Consider the following 16,925-nt stretch of genomic DNA (forward strand, 5'->3'; position numbering starts at 1 on the left):
GCTACTCGGTGCTGATGTTCGCCGACTTGATAACCTGGGCGTTGCGCGCCAGTTCGTCAGCGACCTGTTTGCGAAAGCCCTGCGGATCGGCGAAGCGCGCGTCGAAGCCCAGGTCCTGCAGAGATTTCTGCATATCTTTATCCGCCATCATGTCGCGGATCTGGGCGCTTAGTTGATCGATTACCGGTTGCGGCGTTCCCTTGGGACTGACCAAGCCGAACCAGGTCTGAAAGTCGTAGTCCGGCACACCGCTTTCTTGCATCGTCGGAACATCGGGCAGGAATGCAGATCGCTGCGCACTGGAAACCGCCAGCGGCTTGACCTTGCCGCCGCGTATTTGGGGCAGGCTGGCGACCATCGTATCGATGGACAGCGGAATCTGATTGCCGATCAGGTCCGCCATGGCGGGCGAGCTGCCGCGGTAGGGCACATGCAGCAGTTTGGCGCCCGTTTGCTGCGCCAGATATTCGCCCGCGATTTGCGGCAGCGATCCCGTGCCGAACGATCCATAGCTAAGCGGCGATGTGGCCGACCGCGACACCATGTCCTTGATGCTGGTCAAGCCCGTCTCTTGGTTCGTCAATACGACAAGTTGAGTGCCGCCTGCGATGCCCAGATAGTCGTAGCTGCTTTGCGGATCGTAGGCCAAGTTTTTGTACAGCAAGGGATTGATCGTGAATGACGAAGCACCCATGATCAGCAGGGTATAGCCGTCCGGCTTGGCCCGCGCCACGGCCGCGGCGCCGATGCCGCCGTTGGCGCCGGGTTTGTTTTCGACGACGACATTCTGGTTCAGCCGGGCAGATAGTTTGTTGGCAAACAGCCGTGCGATCACGTCCGTCGAGCCTCCAGGTGGGAAAGGCGCTACCAGTGTGATGGGCCGGGACGGATAGTCATTGGCGTGGGCGACAGGCAATGCCGTGGCCAGGGCGCTAGCCAGAATGGCACCCGCAACGATCTTCAACATACGCAATTCCCCTTGATGGATTTTAGCGAAAAGATAAATTCGCCATGCCCTGCATATCGGGCAGTTGGCGCCAAACTCCGGTTGCTTGTTCAAACGCGTGGGCCAGTTGCAGCAGCCCCAATTCGTCGCGGTAACGCCCCACGATTTGGATACCTACCGGCAGTCCTGCCGGCGTAAAGCCGCAGGGCACTGAAATGCAGGGATGGCCGGTCAGCGTCAGGTAATAACAAGACCGCATCCAGTCGATGTAGTTATCCATCGACACGCCCGCAACCGTGGGTGGGTATTCCTGCTCGATTGGAAAGGGCGAAACCTGCGTAACCGGTCCGACCAGGAATTCGTGGTCGCGCATGAAGTCCCGCAGGTGTGCGTGCAGGGTCGCGCGGACGCGTTCAGCAGCGGCGATATCGGCAGCGGTTTGCGCCAAGCCCATGGCCACGTTCCAATGGACAGCGTCTTTGACCTGCGTGCCGTGGTCCGTGACGGTCTGTTCATAGGACATCACGAATGCCAGGCCACGCAGTGTCTGGAACGCCTGATCGGCGCCCGTGAAATCCGGGCTGCGGTGCACGACATCCAGCCCCAATTCGCGAAACACCGGCAACGTGTTGTCAGTGGCGCCGCGGATGTCGTCGTCGACGGGCAATCCGCCCCAGTCCGCGCAATAGGCGATGCGCGTGCCCCGAAAATCGCGGCGTAGTGGGGCGGCGTAGCGCCGCGGATCGTCGGTCAGCGAGTAGGGATCCCGTGCGTCGGTCCCGGCAATGGCCGCCAGCAACAACGCCACGTCGCCGACCGTGCGCGCCATGGGGCCGATCGCGGTCAAGGTATTGAATGGATTCGCTTGCGGCCAGTGAGGGATCCGGCCTATCGAGGGTCGCAGTCCTACGACGTTGCAGAACGCGGCGGGATTGCGCAACGAGCCGCCCATGTCGCTGCCGTCGGCCAACGGCGTCATGCGCGCGGCCAGCGCTGCCGCTGAGCCACCGCTGCTTCCACCGGCCGACCGCGTGGGTGCGTACGGATTGCGCGTGGCGCCAAACACGGTATTGAACGTGTGCGATCCCGCGCAGAATTCCGGCACGTTGCTTTTGCCCAGCGTAATCGCGCCGGCAGCGCGTTCGCGCTGCACGATCAGACTGTCGAAGTCGGGGACATGGTCGCGGAATAACGGCGATCCCTGGGTCGTGCGCATGCCCGCTGTGTAGAAGCAGTCCTTATGCACAATAGGCAGGCCATGCAGCAAGCCTATTGCGGCACCGCTGGCCTGGTGTTGGTCGGCACGCGCCGCGGCGATAAGCGCGCGTTCCGCGTCGAGGGTGACGATAGCGTTGATCTGCGGATTGCAGGCCCGGATGCGATCCAGGTGCGCGCTAGCCAATTCGACGGCGCTGATGTCGCGGGCCTGGATCAGGGCACGCATGTCGGTGGCGCTAAGGTCACATAAACCGGTATCTGAAGTCACGACGCTCTGTCTTTTGTATCGTATGTCAATACAATGTATTGAATATAAGATACTATAAGTTCGAAAACAGGGCCGAACAATCGGGATATCCACCAAGAACCGGAGGTTGCCGTCATGACGCCGTCCAAGCCTGTATCCAACAGCGTTGGCAAGAATTCCACCGCCGTCGATCCGGACCTGAATCACAACGATCCGCTGTTTGTAGCCGCCGTGGCGCGCAGCGTGCGCGTGCTGGAGGCCTTTGCGGGCAGACGGGACGCGCTGGGCGTGACCGAGCTGGGGCAACTGACGGGCTTGGGGAAAAGCGCCGCGCAACGCTTTGTACATACGTGGGAGCAACTGGGGTATCTGTCGCAAGAAAGCGGGTCGCGTCGTTATCGCCTAGCGCACAAGGTCCTGGAATTGGGCTATTCGTATCTGCGGTCCGACGTATTGATTTCGGCAGCCACGCCACATCTGGTGGCGTTGCGCGATCGCTGCGGGCTGGCGGTGAACCTGAGCGTGTTGGCCGGCCAGGAAATGTTGTACGTGTTGCGTCTGCCCAGCCGGCAGAACACGCTATCCGAAATGTTGCCGGGGCGGCGTATGCCCGCGTGGGCCAACAGTTCGGGCCGCATGCTGCTGACGCAGTTCGATGACGACGGCGTGCGCGATATCCTGCGCCGGATTCCCCCGCGTGCAATGACGAACAAGACCACACTGGACATCGATGAACTGGTGGCGCAGATCGGCCAGGCGCGCAGCCTGGGGTATTCGATTGCCGAAGAGCAGGTGCACTTGAATCAAATTGGCGCCGCGGTGCTGCTGCACGATGACGCGCAGCGACCCATCGCCGCCATTAGCCTGGCCACGGCGCTTAGCGATTACCCGCGCAAGCGTGTGATCAGCGACCTAGTGCCCCAGTTGTTGAAGACGGCATCCGCGATTGCGTCATGATTTGACCTCGCGCGACGCAGTTGGCCGTGATTCCGACTGCTGCGTAGTCACCCGTCAATTTGCGGGCCATGGGAATCAAGAGCCGCACGTTAGAAGATATGTTGATCGATGTACGCCATCAGCGTTTGAGATGCGCTTGAAAGCGTCTTGCCAGATTTGACGATCAACTGCACCTCGGTTGCATTGAATACGGCATTCTCCAGGGGAACTGTTTTCAGTTCGCCCCGTCGGACATCGCTCTCCACTGCGGCATCGGACATAAACGTGACCGCCAGTTGATTGCGTACGAGGAGTTTGAGCGCTGCCACCGAACTCGTCATATATTTGGGCCGAAGCGATGCCCTTTCTACATAGCCCGCGAGTTGCGCCATCTGTCGCAGCCCATATCCTGGCGACATCAGCGCGAGGGGTTCATGCAGGAGTTCATTCAATGGCACTGCGGTCTTACACGATGCGAGCCTGTGCTCGGGCCAGACAACCAGTCTTGTGGGCCGTGCACGTCGATTGCGCACGAGCACCTGTTCCGCTGGCGGCGGATTGATTGCCAGCCCTATGTCGGCGGTGTCTTCAGCGACCATGCGTACCGCTTCCACTGAACTCACCAGGGTCAAAGTCACTTCGACTTTTTCGTGCGCTTGGTTGAAGTCGCGCAAGACATATTCGACCAAGGGTTCAATGAAGCCTTCGGCGACTGCCAGACGAATCAATCCTCGTTTGGCGCTGGTGAGTTCTTCCAGTTGCGCCTTGAGCAGGTTGGCATTCGATTGCGCTGTTCTCGCATAGGACAGCAGCACCGCCGCGGCATCCGTTGGCGTCACGCCACGGGCACTGCGCAGGAAGAGTTGCACGCCCAGTTCACGCTCTAGGGTCTGGATCTGTCGGCTCAGCACGGATGCTTCCAGTCCCAATCGGTCGGCGCCTCCCCTGATGCTGCCAGCGTCCATTACAGCTGCGAAATATGCAACACGGGCTTCATTGATCTGGGAGTTTTTCATTATGGCAATCGAAGCGTGTTGCCCATACTGCAACACCGTGTGATCGATTATGCCCTTCCTGTCGCACACCGTAAAGCGCACACTGGCGACATCTATCCCGAACAAGATCTCGCTATGCCGTCTCGTCGCCACATACTCACTGCATTCGCCGCCGCGCTACTGGCGCCACAGGTACGCATCGCCGCCGCTGCCAGCCCAACGCACTGGGTCGTGCCCTTTGCTGCCGGCGGCACCACCGATGCTGCGGCACGGCTGTTGGCCCAGGGGGTGCCAGAGGGATTCGGTTCTGTCATCATCGAGAACCGCCCCGGTGCATCTGGGGCGATTGGGGCGTCATCGGTCGCCAGAGCACGACCCGACGGACACAGCGCCTTGTTCGGTGGCCTGGCAACCAATGTCGTGCTTCCCCTGACGCAGACTGGACTGGCCTACGATGCCGAGAAAGATCTACAGCCCGTGGCGAGTCTATGTGCCGTTGATTTTGTGTTGGTGGTTGCCGCAAGCAGCAAATTCAAGACCTTGGACGACGTTCTGCAAGCGGCATCTTTGTCCGGCAATGCGCTGACGTTCGCCTCGACGGGGCACTTGGGGTCCCTGCATCTCATCATGGAGTATCTCTGCAAGCTCGCAGGCGTGCAGATGCTCCACGTACCATACAAGGGCGAAAGCCAAGGTGTTATCGATCTGCAAGAAGGCAGAGTCGACATCGCGCCCATGAGCGCTGGCTTGGTCAAGTCCTTTGTCGCCGAAGGCCGCCTGCGGACGCTGGCAGCCCTCGGCGATCAGCGCATCGGCATCATGCCCGACGTCCCGACAGTGGCCGAGCTTGGTTTCAAGGGGTTTGGCTTTCCGACCTGGAATGGGCTTTTCGTGCCCAGTGGCACTCCCAGCGATGCGTTGTCACGTCTGGAAAAGGCGGCGTTGGTGGCTGCACGTGCACCAAGCATTGTCAAACAGTTGGAGTCTCTGGGCGTGTCATCGGCACCCAAGGGTACTGCGGAGTTCACGGAATTTCTTCAAAGTGAACGCAAGCGGTGGGGTGACATCATCGAAGTGATTGGAGGGCTCTGATGACTATCCACAGAATCGCGCTGGGCGGATTCCAATACGAGACAAACACGTTCAGTGTCAAGCACCGGGCCGACTACCGTTATTTCTTGGATGAGCGGGACCGGCCGGCGCTCACCCGGGGGCCCGCCATCCTGGACCGGCTAGCGGGCACCAGCTTTGCGATGTCCGGCTTCCTGGACACGATCGGCGCGGATGTCGATCTGGTGCCTCTGGTCTGGTCCAGTGGCGGGGCCGGTGGCCTGGTGACGGACGATGCATTCGAACGTATCTGCGCCGAACTCGTGGGACGACTTTCGGAGGCAGCGCCAGTGGACGCTGTCTACCTGGACTTGCACGGTGCGATGGTGACGGCCAGTCTCGAGGATGGAGAAGGAGAACTTCTGCGGCGTGTACGGGCGTGTGTTGGCGAATCCGTACCGATCGTGATCAGTCTGGATTACCACGCCAACGTCACACCGCAAATGGTTGAGCTGGCCGACGGAATCGTTGCCTTCAGGACTTATCCACACGTAGACCGCGTTGATACCGGGCGGCGAGCGGCCGCCGTGCTGGAGAGGTTGGTGCGCGAAGGGCGGCCCCAGGGGCGCTCGCTGCGACATGCGAGCTTCCTTATCCCGCTGGAGAGCCAATGCACCCTGCTTGAGCCGACGCGTTCGATCGTGGCACATTCGAGATGCGATGACGGTGGAGTCGTTTCTCTGTCATATCTAGCCGGGTTTCCCCAGGCGGACGTTTTTTGGTGCGGACCTTGCGTCGTGGCCTATGCCACGACGCAAGCTGAGGCGGAGCAGGTCACGGCCAGCCTTCTGGAGGCGATCGAAAGCCGGGAGCCCGACTTTGCCGAGCGGGTCTGGGACGTTCCATCAGGTGTCCACGAAGCTTTGCGAATTGCCCGCCATGCCCAGAAGCCTGTCGTGGTGGCCGATATCCAGGACAACCCTGGCGGCGGCGGTACCGGTGACACCACAGATCTGCTTAAGGCGCTGATCGAGGCAGGTGCGCAGGATGCGGTCGTCGGCTTGATTCATGATCCTCATACTGCTGCCCAAGCCTGCGAGGTCGGCAAGGGCCGACGCTTGACACTCTCCATCGGCGGTAGACATGGGCCGGCAGGCGTAACGCCGCTGACAGCAGAATGTTTGGTCGAGCAGATCGGCGACGGTCGGTTTGTGGCTACCGGTAAAATTAATGGCGGCAACGAGACAGATCTGGGCCCCATGGCCTTGCTGCGTATCGAGGGCGTCCAGATCGTCGTGACGTCAAAGCGGATGCAGGCCTTTGATCCCGCGCCATTCCACCATCTGGGAGTGGATCTCGAGAATCAGAGATTGATTGTCCTGAAGAGCACCTGCCACTTCCGGGCTGACTTCGAGCCGATCGCAGAGCAGGTGCTTTTGATTGCGGCACCCGGGGCGTGTGTCGCGAATACGCTGGATCTTTCGTATCTCCGCCTACGCCCCTCCGTGAGGATTGCTCCCAATACGCATAGACGGCCACGCCAATGAGGGTTGACTTCGCGGGACGATTTTTCAACATTCATGTCAAAGTCGTCCCGTGTCTAGGCGGCGACGCTTGCCATGGCATCCAGCCGTTGTCGTCAATCGAAATCCGTGGCGATGGATACGTCGCGCCACGCATCAATATCTTGACGGAACGTTTCCAGCTTGAGTTCGGCAAGCGAGTGGGCGCGTGGGCCGATCGGCAAGTGCAATGGCGGATCATCGGCATCGATGGCCCGAATCATCACCGCTACAGCTTTGCTCGGGTCTCCCAGCTGGCGTCCGTCGTTGCTCTCGCGATAGGTACGGGCAGCGCCTGCGGTTGCCGCGTAGGCCTCAATTTTCTGCTTGGCGACCGCGATAGAGCGCCCCAGGAACTCGGTGCGAAACGGTCCCGGCTCGACGATTAACACCCGAATATCCATCGGCGCTACCTCTTGCGCAAGCGCCTCCGACAGGCCTTCCACCGCAAATTTGGTCGCGTTGTAATATCCGTGCCCACCCCTGCCGATGATGCCGGCTCCAGAGGAGAGGTTCACGATCCGGCCTCTTTGAGTGCGCCGCATTAGCGGCAACGCCGCGCGCGTCATCTCAATCAGACCAAAAACATTGACGTCGAATAGGGAGCGATATTCGTCTGACGTCGCCTCCTCAATCGCGCCCATGAACCCGTGTCCGGCATTGTTGATCAGTACGTTCAGTCTGCCGAAGGTTTCCTCAGTCATCGCTATGGCAGCCTGTATTGTCTCTGGCCTGGTCACGTCCAGAGCAGCAACACGCACCGTATTCGGGTAACGCTGCGCCAGACCCTTTAGGGCATCCGCGTTGCGGGCCGTTGCCACCACCTCGTCTCCGCGGGCTGCGGCCTCCTGGGCCAAACGCAGCCCGAAGCCACTCGAGCAACCGGTAATCAACCATGTCTTTTTCATGCTTTTTCCTTTCGTTTAATCCTGCGCATCGGTACGCGCAATAATCCGTTCCAACGCTAGATCGCGCTGTTGTGTCAGCGCATGCCACCCGAACCCAGGATGCGCTCACCCGTCACCCAACCCGCATCGTCGGAGGCGAGATACGAAACGATCGGCGCAATATCCTGCACTTGACCGATACGGCCCAGCGGCGTCTGGCTCTCGTTCCAGGTCTGGAAATCTGAACCAATGACGCCAGCCGTGTGGGTGCCGTCGGTTTCGATGAGGCCTGGGTTTACGGCGTTGACACGGATGCCTTTGGGGCCGAGTTCGCGCGACAGCACGCCGGTGATAGCGTCAATCGCTCCTTTCGAGCCCGTGTAGATGGCACTTTCTACCGGAAGGACACGCGTGACGAACGAGCTGATGTTGATGATGCTCGCGCCCTTGCGCATGTGTGGTGTGGCGGCGGCGGTAACCAGCAAAGGACCAAGAACGTTAAGGTCGAATTGCTTGCGGTAGAGTTCTTCAGTGGTGTCTTCGATCTTGGCGAACTGGTAGATCCCAGAGTTGTTCACCAAAATATCCAATCGGCCGAAGCTGTCGATGGCGGCTCTGATCAGCCATTCGACCTCCGTCTTGTTGGTCACGTCTGCGCCTACCGCGAGGGCTTTTCCCCCAGCCGCCTCGATGTCGGCGACCACCTTGTCTGCGTCGTCTTTGCTGGAGACGTAATTGACGATGACTGTCGCCCCATCGGCGGCAAGTCGGCGGGCAATGCCCGCTCCGATGCCTTTGGAGGCACCCGTTACGATGGCGACCTTGTCTTTGAGTTTGCTCATGACCTTGGATTCCGGATAACGCTGACCCGGGATAGGCCAGCTCAGCTAGGGCTCTATGGTGATATCAACAAAATTGTTTGTGAACTATCATTCTTGTATATTTCTCGTACACTTTTGAACGTATAGGTCTATCGCATGGAATGGAGCGACGTCCGAATCTATTTGGCAGTCGTCCGCTGCGGATCCTTTGGCGAGGCGGCCCGAAGCTTGGGCGTGAGTCATCCAACGATCGGGCGCCGGATAAAGGCACTGGAAGACGAGGCAGAGCAGCCGCTCTTTCGCAGGACTGGAAATCGACTGGTGCTCACGGACGCCGGAGACACCGTACTCGCGCTGGCGGAGTCCATGGAAAACTCCGCGTTGGCAATGGAAAGGCGTCTGGCGGGCAATCACGAGCGGCTCGAAGGTATCCTGCGGATATCTGCAGCAGAGTGGTTTGCCGGCTATGTTTTGGCTCCGGTCCTGGCTGAATTGACGAACCGCCATCCGGCCGTTGTGCCAGAGGTGATCGCGAGCTATCGATTGCTCAACCTGTCGCGGCGTGATGCCGACGTGGCCTTTCGTATTGTTCCCTTCACCGAGCCGGACATTGTTCAACGCCGGCTGATGACGATGTCATATAGTCTTTATGGTTCGGCCGAAACCGCACGTGCAATGCAGGACGATCCGGGCTCTGTGGGACTTGTTCTCATGAATACGGCACAGTCCCACTTTCCTGATGTCGTCTGGCTGCTCGATAGGTTTCCTCGTTCACGGCGTGTTTTCACAAGTACGAGCCGAGCGGTTCAGGCGCAGATGTGCCTGCGCGGTATGGGCGTTGCAGTGCTGCCAAGACCGCTTGGCGATGCCATATCTGGATTGCAGCGTGTCGAAACAGCAGATGAGCCTCCAACCAGGGATATATGGGTGGGCTACCATCACGACCTGCGACATATGGATCGACTGCGAGCGATGCTGGATATTGCCGATACGATGCTTTCCGATTCCGCGATTGCGTCATGATTTGACCTAGCGCGACGCCGTTCGCCGTGAGGGTTTAGCGCAAGGATCTGGACAGAGTGATCAAGGTTTCAATCAACAGATCAACATCGGCCTCGCCGTGGGCGGCTGACAACGCGATGCGCAGGCGGGCAGTGCCCTCCTGCACCGTAGGCGGGCGAATTGCAGGCACCCAGATGCCTTGCTCGCGCAGAGCTTGCATGACGGCAAGTGCCTTGTCGTTAGCACCAATCAGCAAGGGTTGGATGGCCGTGTGCGATTCTGTCAGCTGCCAGTCGCTACCCTGCAGGCCGGCGGCCAAGCCGCTGCGCAGGCGTGCAATTAACAGGTTCAGGTGGCTGCGCCGCCAGTCTTCTTTTGCGATCACGCGCAAACTGATACTTAGTGCGCTTGCCAGCAAGGCGGGCGCTGCGGTGGCAAACGTATAGCTGCGGGTTTTTTGCAGCAGCCATTCCACTAGTGCTGCGTCGCCGGCCACAAAGGCACCGGCCACACCGGCAGCTTTGCCCAATGTAGCCATGTAGAGCACTCGCCGCGTGCCCTGATCGTCGTACAGCCCGGCGTCGGCCAGGCTACCGCGGCCTTGCGGGCCCCTAACGCCAAAGCCGTGCGCGTCGTCCAACAGCAGCAGTGCGTCATGCCGTTCGCACAGCGCCAAGAGGGCAGGGATGTCGGCGCAGGTGCCATCCATGCTGAAGACGGCATCGCTGATGACCAGTTTGCGGCGGGCACTGCTGTGCTTTAGTTCGTGGTCCAGGGAGTCGAGGTCGATATGTGCGTAGCGATGAATCTGAGCGCGAGAAAGCCGGGCGCCATCGATCAGGCAGGCATGATTCAACGCGTCTGAGAAGATCGCGTCACCGGCTCCCACCAGCGCCGGGATGATGCCGACATTGGTGGAAAAGCCCGCATAAAAATACAGCGCACGCGGCAGACCCACAAACGCGGCAAGCTCATGCTCCAGTGCCTCGTTGGCGGCACTATGGCCGCTCACCAGCGGCGAGCCGCCAGAACCGACGCCAAAGGTCTGGGCGCCATCGCAGGCCGCCTGCACCATCTCTGGGTGTTGCGACAGTCCCAGGTAATCATTGCTGCAAAAGGCCAGCATGCTGCGCCCGTCGACCCGCAGGCGCGCGCCGCCGTCGGGAGCGACCACGGCACGGCGGCGGCGCAGGTGGGCCTGGTCCAGTTCTTCAATACGCGCCGGGAATTCGTCCAGCCATGAATTTGTCATTGCCATGCCTGTGGAAGGTTGAAGCTCAGTGTTCGCGGATTGGGCGAGCACTGAAACGGGATCGTTGCTACCAGCGGTACTTGAAGCTTTTGCTGCAAAAAAGCAATGTTGTTTTCTTGCGCCAACATGTTGGCATCTACATGGTTGGCAACCCATCCGGCCAGCGTGAGTCCACGTGCGCGAATGGCTTCGGTGGTCAGCAGGGCATGGTTCAGGCAGCCAAGCCGCAAGCCCACCACCAGCAGCACGGGCAGGCCCAAGGCTTGTGCAAGGTCGGCGCCGGTCTCAGTGTCCGAGAGGGGAACGAGAAAGCCGCCTGCGCCTTCCACCACCACTGCGTCGGCCAACTCAGTCAGTGCGCGCTGGCAGGCGACCAAATGGGCAATATCAATCCGCACTCCGGCGCGCGCGGCGGCGATGTGCGGCGACACCGGGTCGGGCAGCAGCACCGGGTTGTCGAGTTCGGGCGGCACGCTGCATGTGGCGGCTGCGCGCAGGGCGATCACGTCTTCATTGGCGTGAACACCATCGATCAGTTCCGTGCCAGCAGCCACGGGCTTCATGCCAACCACGCGGCCATGGTGTTGGGCCAGGGCATGAAGCAGGGCGGTGCTGACCAGCGTTTTTCCCACACCAGTGTCGGTGCCAGTGACAAAAATTGACAGTTTTTCGGATTGGGCATTAGTCATGGGTTTCGTCCTTAACGTCCAGCGTGGCCCGTAGCGCGGCCAGTGCGCCTTGCGCCAAATGGGCAGCCGTGTCCGCATCAAGGGCGTAGGGCGGCATTGCATAAAGCGTGTTGCCGATCGGGCGCAAGACCACGCCTTGCGCCATCGCGTGCTGGGCGTAACGGCTGGCGAACCCCGGCCTGGGGGTTGCGCCTTCAAAGCTTTCGTCTATTTCCCAGGCCCAGATCATGCCCCGTCGGCGCGCATGTCGAACCGAAGGGTGTTGCGTCAACGGAGCAAAGGCCTGATCCAGCGTCCGCGCCAGGGCAGCATTGTCCGCCAACACGTCGGACTGTTCGAACAATTCCAGCGTAGCCAGTGCCGCGCGGCAGGCCAGCGGATTGCCAGTGTACGAGTGCGAGTGCAGAAAGCCACGTGCCACTTCGTCGTCGTAAAACGCCTGGTACACCGCATCCGTGGTCAGCACGGCCGATAACGGCAGGGTGCCGCCGGTCAGCCCCTTCGAGAGGCAGATAAAGTCGGGCAATATGTCGGCCTGCTGGTGTGCAAACATTGTGCCGCTGCGACCAAAGCCGGTGGCGATCTCGTCAACGATCAGGTGCACTTGGTAGCGATCGCACAGCGCGCGTGCTTGAGTCAGATAGCTGGCGTCGTACATGACCATGCCCGCGGCGCACTGAATCATGGGCTCAAGAATCAGCGCCGCCGTTTGCGCATGGTGCTGCTCCAACCAGCGTTCTAGCCCTGATGCAGCACGATGCGCCACGTCCGCAGCGCTTTCGCCCGGCTGCGCGCCTCGCGCATCAGGACTGGGTACGGTGGCGGCCAGTCGAATCAGCGGCGCATAGGCTTCGCGAAACAGGGCGATATCGGTGACACCCAGCGCGCCCACTGTCTCACCGTGGTAGCCGCCAGCCAAGCCCACAAAGTGACTTTTCTCAGGGTGGCCTGCGTTGCGCCAATAGTGAGCGCTCATTTTCAAGGCAATTTCGGTGGCGCTGGCGCCATCGCTGCCATAAAACGCATGTCCCAGACCGGTCAGTGCGCTCAGCCGCTCGGACAATTCCACAACAGGCGCATGGGTGAAGCCGGCCAGCATGACGTGATCAAGCTGCTCCAATTGATCGCGCAGTGCCGACTTGATGTGTGGATGGCCGTGGCCAAACAGATTGACCCACCAGGAACTGATGCCGTCCAGATAACGGCGGCCTTCAAAGTCATATAGCCACACGCCTTCAGCTTTCGCGATGGGCGCTGGGGGCTGGGATTCGTGCCGTTTCATCTGTGTGCAGGGGTGCCACACATGGCGCAGGCTGCGCTCAATCATGGAAGAGTTGTTCATGGACCTTGTTGTTGATCGTGAATAGACAGGTGGCCTGGCGCTTTCAACGTAAAGCTAGGCTGCAGTCACTTCGCGAGTATTTAATTCATCGATTTAGACCGCAGGCGCCAGATAAGGCCTGCGGATTGATGCCGTCTACATTATCTTAACCATCTTCTGAAACGACGGCGTTGGCTGACATAGCCCAGCATCGCATCATGACTTATGCCAGGGACTTCGCTGCCTACGGCTCGCTAGAAACGTTGTTTCGCAATAATGGCCTATAGTCAGTCTGACTGAGTTGCACCAATTCAACCGAAGCGCTGTTGGGCGTTGTTAAAGCCGGTATGGGCATAGGTGTCATCATCGAAGCATGCGTGAACGTTTCGCGCGACGCTGAGTCGCTTCAAATCATTCAAGGAGCCCCCTCGCTACTAGCGTATGAATACTTCGCGTCTTATCACGTGGACTCAGTCGACCGTGTCGGGATGATGGTGGCCGAGATTGCCCCGCGCGGCCGCCCCGGGGTTGAACCCATGCCCCATCAAGGACTAAGCTGACCGCTGGCTATCGAGAGCGGCGCCCGCGGATCCTCAAGACAGCAATACCGGAACCGCTCGCCGCAAGGAGAGCACCATGCGACATGCGGTAGATTTGTCCGGGCGCGTGGCTATTGTCACTGGCGCCAACTCGGGGATCGGGCGTGGCGTCGCCCTGGAATTGGCGGCAGCGGGGGCGCGGGTTGTCGTCAACCACCGTCCCAACGAAGACTCCGAGCGACGCGGTGTCGAGGTCGTGCAGGAAATCGCACGTGCGGGCGGCAAGGCTGTTCCGGCTGCCGCCGACATCAGTCGCGAAGAAGATGTCGAGCATCTATTCCGGGTGGCCGTGGATCATTACCAGGGCGTCGACATCCTGATCAACAACGCCGGCATCGAACAGCCGGCCGCCATTCAGGACATGACGCTGGCTCAGTGGCAGAAGGTCATCGACGTCAACCTGACCGGCCAATTCTTGTGTGCCCGTGCCGCCGCCCGGGCCTTCCTGAATCGCGTGCCCCCACCGCCGGCCAACGCGGCCGCAGGCAAGATCGTTTTCATCAGTTCAGTCCACGAGGTTATCCCGTGGGCATTCCAGGCCAACTATGCAGCGTCCAAAGGGGGCGTGTCGCTGCTGATGCAGTCGTTGGCGCAAGAGCTTGCTCCCATGAAGATTCGCGTCAATTCCGTAGCGCCCGGGGCGATACGCACGCCCATCAACGCGCCTGCTTGGGACACACCGGAAAGCCTGGCGTCGCTGCTCAAGCTGATTCCGTACGGGCGTATCGGTGAACCGGAGGACGTGGCGCGCGCCGTCGCCTGGTTGGCCAGCGACGATTCCGATTACGTCACTGGTTCCACGCTGTTCATCGACGGCGGCATGACGTTGTATCCTGCGTTTCGCGGTGCGGGTTGAGCGCATGTCCAAGCCCATTGAAGACTATGGTCTGATCGGCAACATGCTGTCCGCGGCGCTGGTGGCGCGCGACGGTTCCATCGATTGGCTGTGCTTGCCGCATTTCGATTCGCCGGCCTGCTTCGCCGCTTTGCTGGGCGACGATAGCCACGGCCGCTGGCTGGTCGCGCCCTGTCATCCGGGGCACACCACGCGCCGCTACCTGCCCGATACCGCCGTGCTGGAAACCCTCCATGAGACGCCCTCCGGCGTCGTACGCGTGTACGACTTCATGCCCCTGAGCGATGACGAAGAACGGGTGGATGTGGTGCGCATTGTGCAAGGCGAGTCGGGTCAGGTCGACATGCAAATGGAATTGACGCTGCGCTTTAACTACGGGCAGGCGGTTCCCTGGGTGCGGCGGCGTGATTATGGCCTGAGTGCGATCGCTGGACCCGATGCCGTCGAACTGCATACGCCCGTGCCATTGGAAGGCCGCGACATGAAAAGCGTGGCTCGCTTCATCCTGCGGCAAGGCGAGATCGTGCCCTTTACCTTGTCGTACCATCGCTCGCACAAGACGCCGCATTTTGTGCCCGACCGTATGGAAAGCATGGACCGCACTATTGCCTGGTGGCACGAATGGGCCAAGCGGTGCCATTGGGACGACGGTCCGGGCGCACGGCGCGACGCGGTGGTGCGATCGTTGATCACGCTGAAACTGCTGACTTTTCAGCCAACCGGCGGCATCGTGGCGGCGCCCACGACTTCGCTGCCCGAACAACTGGGCGGCAGCCGCAACTGGGATTACCGCCACTGCTGGCTGCGCGATTCAGCCCTGACGTTGTATGCCTTGCTGAATGCCGGCTACCGGGAAGAAGCCGAGGCCTGGCGGCAATGGCTGCTGCGCGCGGCGGCCGGCCACCCCAATCAACTGCAGATCATGTATGGCATCGCCGGCGAACGCTGGCTCCCCGAGCACGATATTCCCTGGCTGCCGGGCTACGAGGGAAGTAGGCCGGTACGCCTGGGCAATGGCGCAGCCGGTCAGATGCAGCTGGACGTGTATGGCGAACTGATCGAGACCCTGCATGCCGCGCGGGTGGCCGACTTGGCGCCGCTGGCCGAAGCTTGGCGCATGCAGAAGGTGCTGCTCAAACCGCTTGAAGCGCTATGGCGACAGCCGGATCATGGAATCTGGGAAATGCGCGGGCCGCGCCGGGCCTTCACGCATTCGCGGCTGATGTGCTGGGTGGCGCTGGATCGTACCGTGAAGTCTTGTGAGCGCTTTGGCCTGGAAGGCCCGGTAGATCGCTGGCGAGCCTTGGCCGCCGAGATCCGCGAGGACATATGCACGCATGGCTACGACGCCGGACGCAACACCTTTGTTCAGTATTACGACGGCACAGCGCTGGACGCCAGTTTGCTGTTGATTCCGCAGGTTGGCTTTCTGCCGGTGGATGATCCGCGCGTGTCGGGCACCGTGCAGGCGGTCGAACGCGAGTTGTTGCGCGACGGCCTGCTGCTGCGCTATTCGACCGAGCGTAGCGACGATGGTCTGCCGGGCAACGAAGGCGTGTTCCTGGTGTGCAGTTTCTGGCTGGCCGATGCCTACATCATGCTGGGCCGACTGGATGACGCGCACTGCTTGTTCGATCGTCTGCTGTCGCTGCGCAATGATCTGGGACTGCTGGCCGAAGAGTACGACGTGGTGCGCAAGCGCCTGGTGGGCAATTTCCCGCAGGGCTTTTCGCACATCGGCTTGGTCAATACTGCCTATAACCTGAGCGCTGCGGGTGGCACGGCGCGCCAGCGCTCATCGCGCGACGCGCCGCAGGATTGAGGGCGGGGATTATTGCGGTGCGCGGAAACTTCGCCAAGCTCCACGGTAACTCGTCCGTCTCAGTGTTCGGGATTGGTCACCATAATGATTTTTGACACGAGTTCGGCCGTATTCTTGGCGCCCAATTTTTTCATTAGCCGGCCGCGATGTACTTCGACTGTGCGGTGCGAGATACCCAATGCCTGCGCCGTTTCCTTGCAAGTCAGGCCATTGACGATATAGCCGGATATTTCCTGCTCGCGGTGCGTCAGCTCTGCCGTTTTAGTCCGGTTGTGGTGGATGCGTTCGAAGCTCCAGATCATCAGGTTGAAGGGCTGTTCGGGCGTCAGCGTCACGCCACGTGCACGCGCCCAGAAAATCTGCCTGTCGCGATGTTGCATGAAGCGTTCGTCTTCGTAACTTGTCTTGATGCGCAGTGCATGCAGACAGCGTTCACCGATCTCGTAATAGTCCGCGCTGCTTGGGTAGAGCTTCAGGATCAGCTCTCCCTCCAGATCTTCGACTTCGTAACCGAATAGCGTCGCAAACGCCTTGTTGCATCGCAAGATGGTTCGATTCTTGGTGATGATTTGCGGCGCAGGCGACTCGCGAAACGCCAGTTCTTCGAGATTGTGATCGAGCATGATTCTCTTTGGTTGTACGTATTTATGTACGTAGTTGCACGCATAGACATACGTATGCTAGCGGGCCAACATATAAAAAACAAACACGTTGAAAACACA

At 60.3% G+C, this 16,925-nt stretch carries 15 protein-coding genes; 6 read left to right on the plus strand and 9 right to left on the minus strand.

Going from position 1 to position 16,925, the window contains the following annotated elements; translation table 11 throughout:
* Position 1: 1 nt before the first annotated feature.
* A complete protein-coding gene (locus ACYVDM_RS21190) occupies positions 2-967 on the minus strand; it encodes a Bug family tripartite tricarboxylate transporter substrate binding protein (protein ID WP_415788565.1) in 966 nt (321 codons plus the stop codon).
* A 22-nt stretch (positions 968-989) separates the two neighbouring features.
* Positions 990-2,432, minus strand: coding sequence for an amidase (locus ACYVDM_RS21195; RefSeq protein ID WP_415788567.1), 1,443 nt, complete (start codon positions 2,430-2,432; stop codon positions 990-992).
* Positions 2,433-2,546: 114 nt separating this feature from the next.
* On the opposite strand from ACYVDM_RS21195, the gene ACYVDM_RS21200 reads away from it, so the two are divergent.
* Positions 2,547-3,368 (plus strand): IclR family transcriptional regulator, encoded by an 822-nt coding sequence (locus tag ACYVDM_RS21200; RefSeq protein ID WP_415788569.1) that lies wholly within the window; start codon positions 2,547-2,549, stop codon positions 3,366-3,368.
* 89 nt (positions 3,369-3,457) lie between these two features.
* Here the strand turns inward: ACYVDM_RS21200 and ACYVDM_RS21205 are convergent, their stop codons facing one another.
* Positions 3,458-4,363, minus strand: a complete 906-nt coding sequence (locus tag ACYVDM_RS21205; protein ID WP_415788571.1) for a LysR family transcriptional regulator — start codon at positions 4,361-4,363, stop codon at positions 3,458-3,460.
* Positions 4,364-4,378: 15 nt separating this feature from the next.
* Between ACYVDM_RS21205 and ACYVDM_RS21210 the strand changes: the two genes are divergently transcribed.
* Both ACYVDM_RS21210 and ACYVDM_RS21215 read left to right on the plus strand, forming a co-directional pair.
* Positions 4,379-5,434: a tripartite tricarboxylate transporter substrate binding protein gene (locus tag ACYVDM_RS21210; protein ID WP_415788573.1), complete on the plus strand. Its 1,056-nt coding sequence runs from the start codon at positions 4,379-4,381 to the stop codon at positions 5,432-5,434.
* A complete protein-coding gene (locus ACYVDM_RS21215; RefSeq protein ID WP_415788575.1) occupies positions 5,434-6,939 on the plus strand; it encodes a M81 family metallopeptidase in 1,506 nt (501 codons plus the stop codon). The genes ACYVDM_RS21210 and ACYVDM_RS21215 overlap by 1 nt, the downstream gene beginning before the upstream one ends.
* 92 nt (positions 6,940-7,031) lie before the next feature.
* Here the strand turns inward: ACYVDM_RS21215 and ACYVDM_RS21220 are convergent, their stop codons facing one another.
* Both ACYVDM_RS21220 and ACYVDM_RS21225 read right to left on the minus strand, forming a co-directional pair.
* Positions 7,032-7,862, minus strand: a complete 831-nt coding sequence (locus ACYVDM_RS21220) for an oxidoreductase (protein ID WP_415788577.1) — start codon at positions 7,860-7,862, stop codon at positions 7,032-7,034.
* A gap of 74 nt (positions 7,863-7,936) precedes the next feature.
* On the minus strand, positions 7,937-8,683 hold the full coding sequence (locus ACYVDM_RS21225; RefSeq protein ID WP_415788579.1) for a glucose 1-dehydrogenase: 747 nt from the start codon (positions 8,681-8,683) through the stop codon (positions 7,937-7,939).
* 135 nt (positions 8,684-8,818) lie between these two features.
* Here ACYVDM_RS21225 and ACYVDM_RS21230 point away from each other — a divergent pair, with 135 nt between their 5' ends.
* Entirely contained in the window at positions 8,819-9,685 is an 867-nt protein-coding gene (locus ACYVDM_RS21230; RefSeq protein WP_415788581.1) for a LysR family transcriptional regulator, read from the plus strand.
* 34 nt (positions 9,686-9,719) lie between these two features.
* On the opposite strand, the gene bioF is transcribed toward ACYVDM_RS21230, so the two are convergent.
* The 3 genes from bioF to bioA are packed head-to-tail and all read right to left on the minus strand — an operon-like array spanning position 9,720 to position 12,947.
* The gene (gene bioF, locus ACYVDM_RS21235) at positions 9,720-10,916 is read right to left on the minus strand and encodes an 8-amino-7-oxononanoate synthase (protein ID WP_415788583.1); all 1,197 of its coding nucleotides are present in this window, start codon (positions 10,914-10,916) and stop codon (positions 9,720-9,722) included.
* A complete protein-coding gene (gene bioD, locus ACYVDM_RS21240; RefSeq protein ID WP_415788585.1) occupies positions 10,913-11,605 on the minus strand; it encodes a dethiobiotin synthase in 693 nt (230 codons plus the stop codon). The genes bioF and bioD overlap by 4 nt, the downstream gene beginning before the upstream one ends.
* Positions 11,598-12,947 carry an adenosylmethionine--8-amino-7-oxononanoate transaminase gene (gene bioA, locus ACYVDM_RS21245; protein ID WP_415788587.1) on the minus strand — a complete coding sequence of 450 codons (1,350 nt, stop codon included), beginning with the start codon at positions 12,945-12,947 and terminating at the stop codon, positions 11,598-11,600. Before bioA ends, bioD begins: the two co-directional genes overlap by 8 nt.
* Positions 12,948-13,562: 615 nt before the next feature.
* Between bioA and ACYVDM_RS21250 the strand changes: the two genes are divergently transcribed.
* Positions 13,563-14,381: a glucose 1-dehydrogenase gene (locus tag ACYVDM_RS21250; protein ID WP_415788589.1), complete on the plus strand. Its 819-nt coding sequence runs from the start codon at positions 13,563-13,565 to the stop codon at positions 14,379-14,381.
* A gap of 4 nt (positions 14,382-14,385) precedes the next feature.
* Complete coding sequence (locus ACYVDM_RS21255) at positions 14,386-16,203, plus strand: glycoside hydrolase family 15 protein (RefSeq protein ID WP_415788591.1); 1,818 nt, start codon at positions 14,386-14,388, stop codon at positions 16,201-16,203.
* Positions 16,204-16,262: 59 nt separating this feature from the next.
* Here ACYVDM_RS21255 and ACYVDM_RS21260 read toward each other — a convergent pair whose 3' ends face one another.
* Positions 16,263-16,826 carry a LuxR C-terminal-related transcriptional regulator gene (locus ACYVDM_RS21260; protein ID WP_415788593.1) on the minus strand — a complete coding sequence of 188 codons (564 nt, stop codon included), beginning with the start codon at positions 16,824-16,826 and terminating at the stop codon, positions 16,263-16,265.
* Between the last annotated feature and the right edge of the window lie 99 nt (positions 16,827-16,925).

The sequence above is a fragment of the Bordetella tumulicola genome (genome assembly GCF_054779135.1).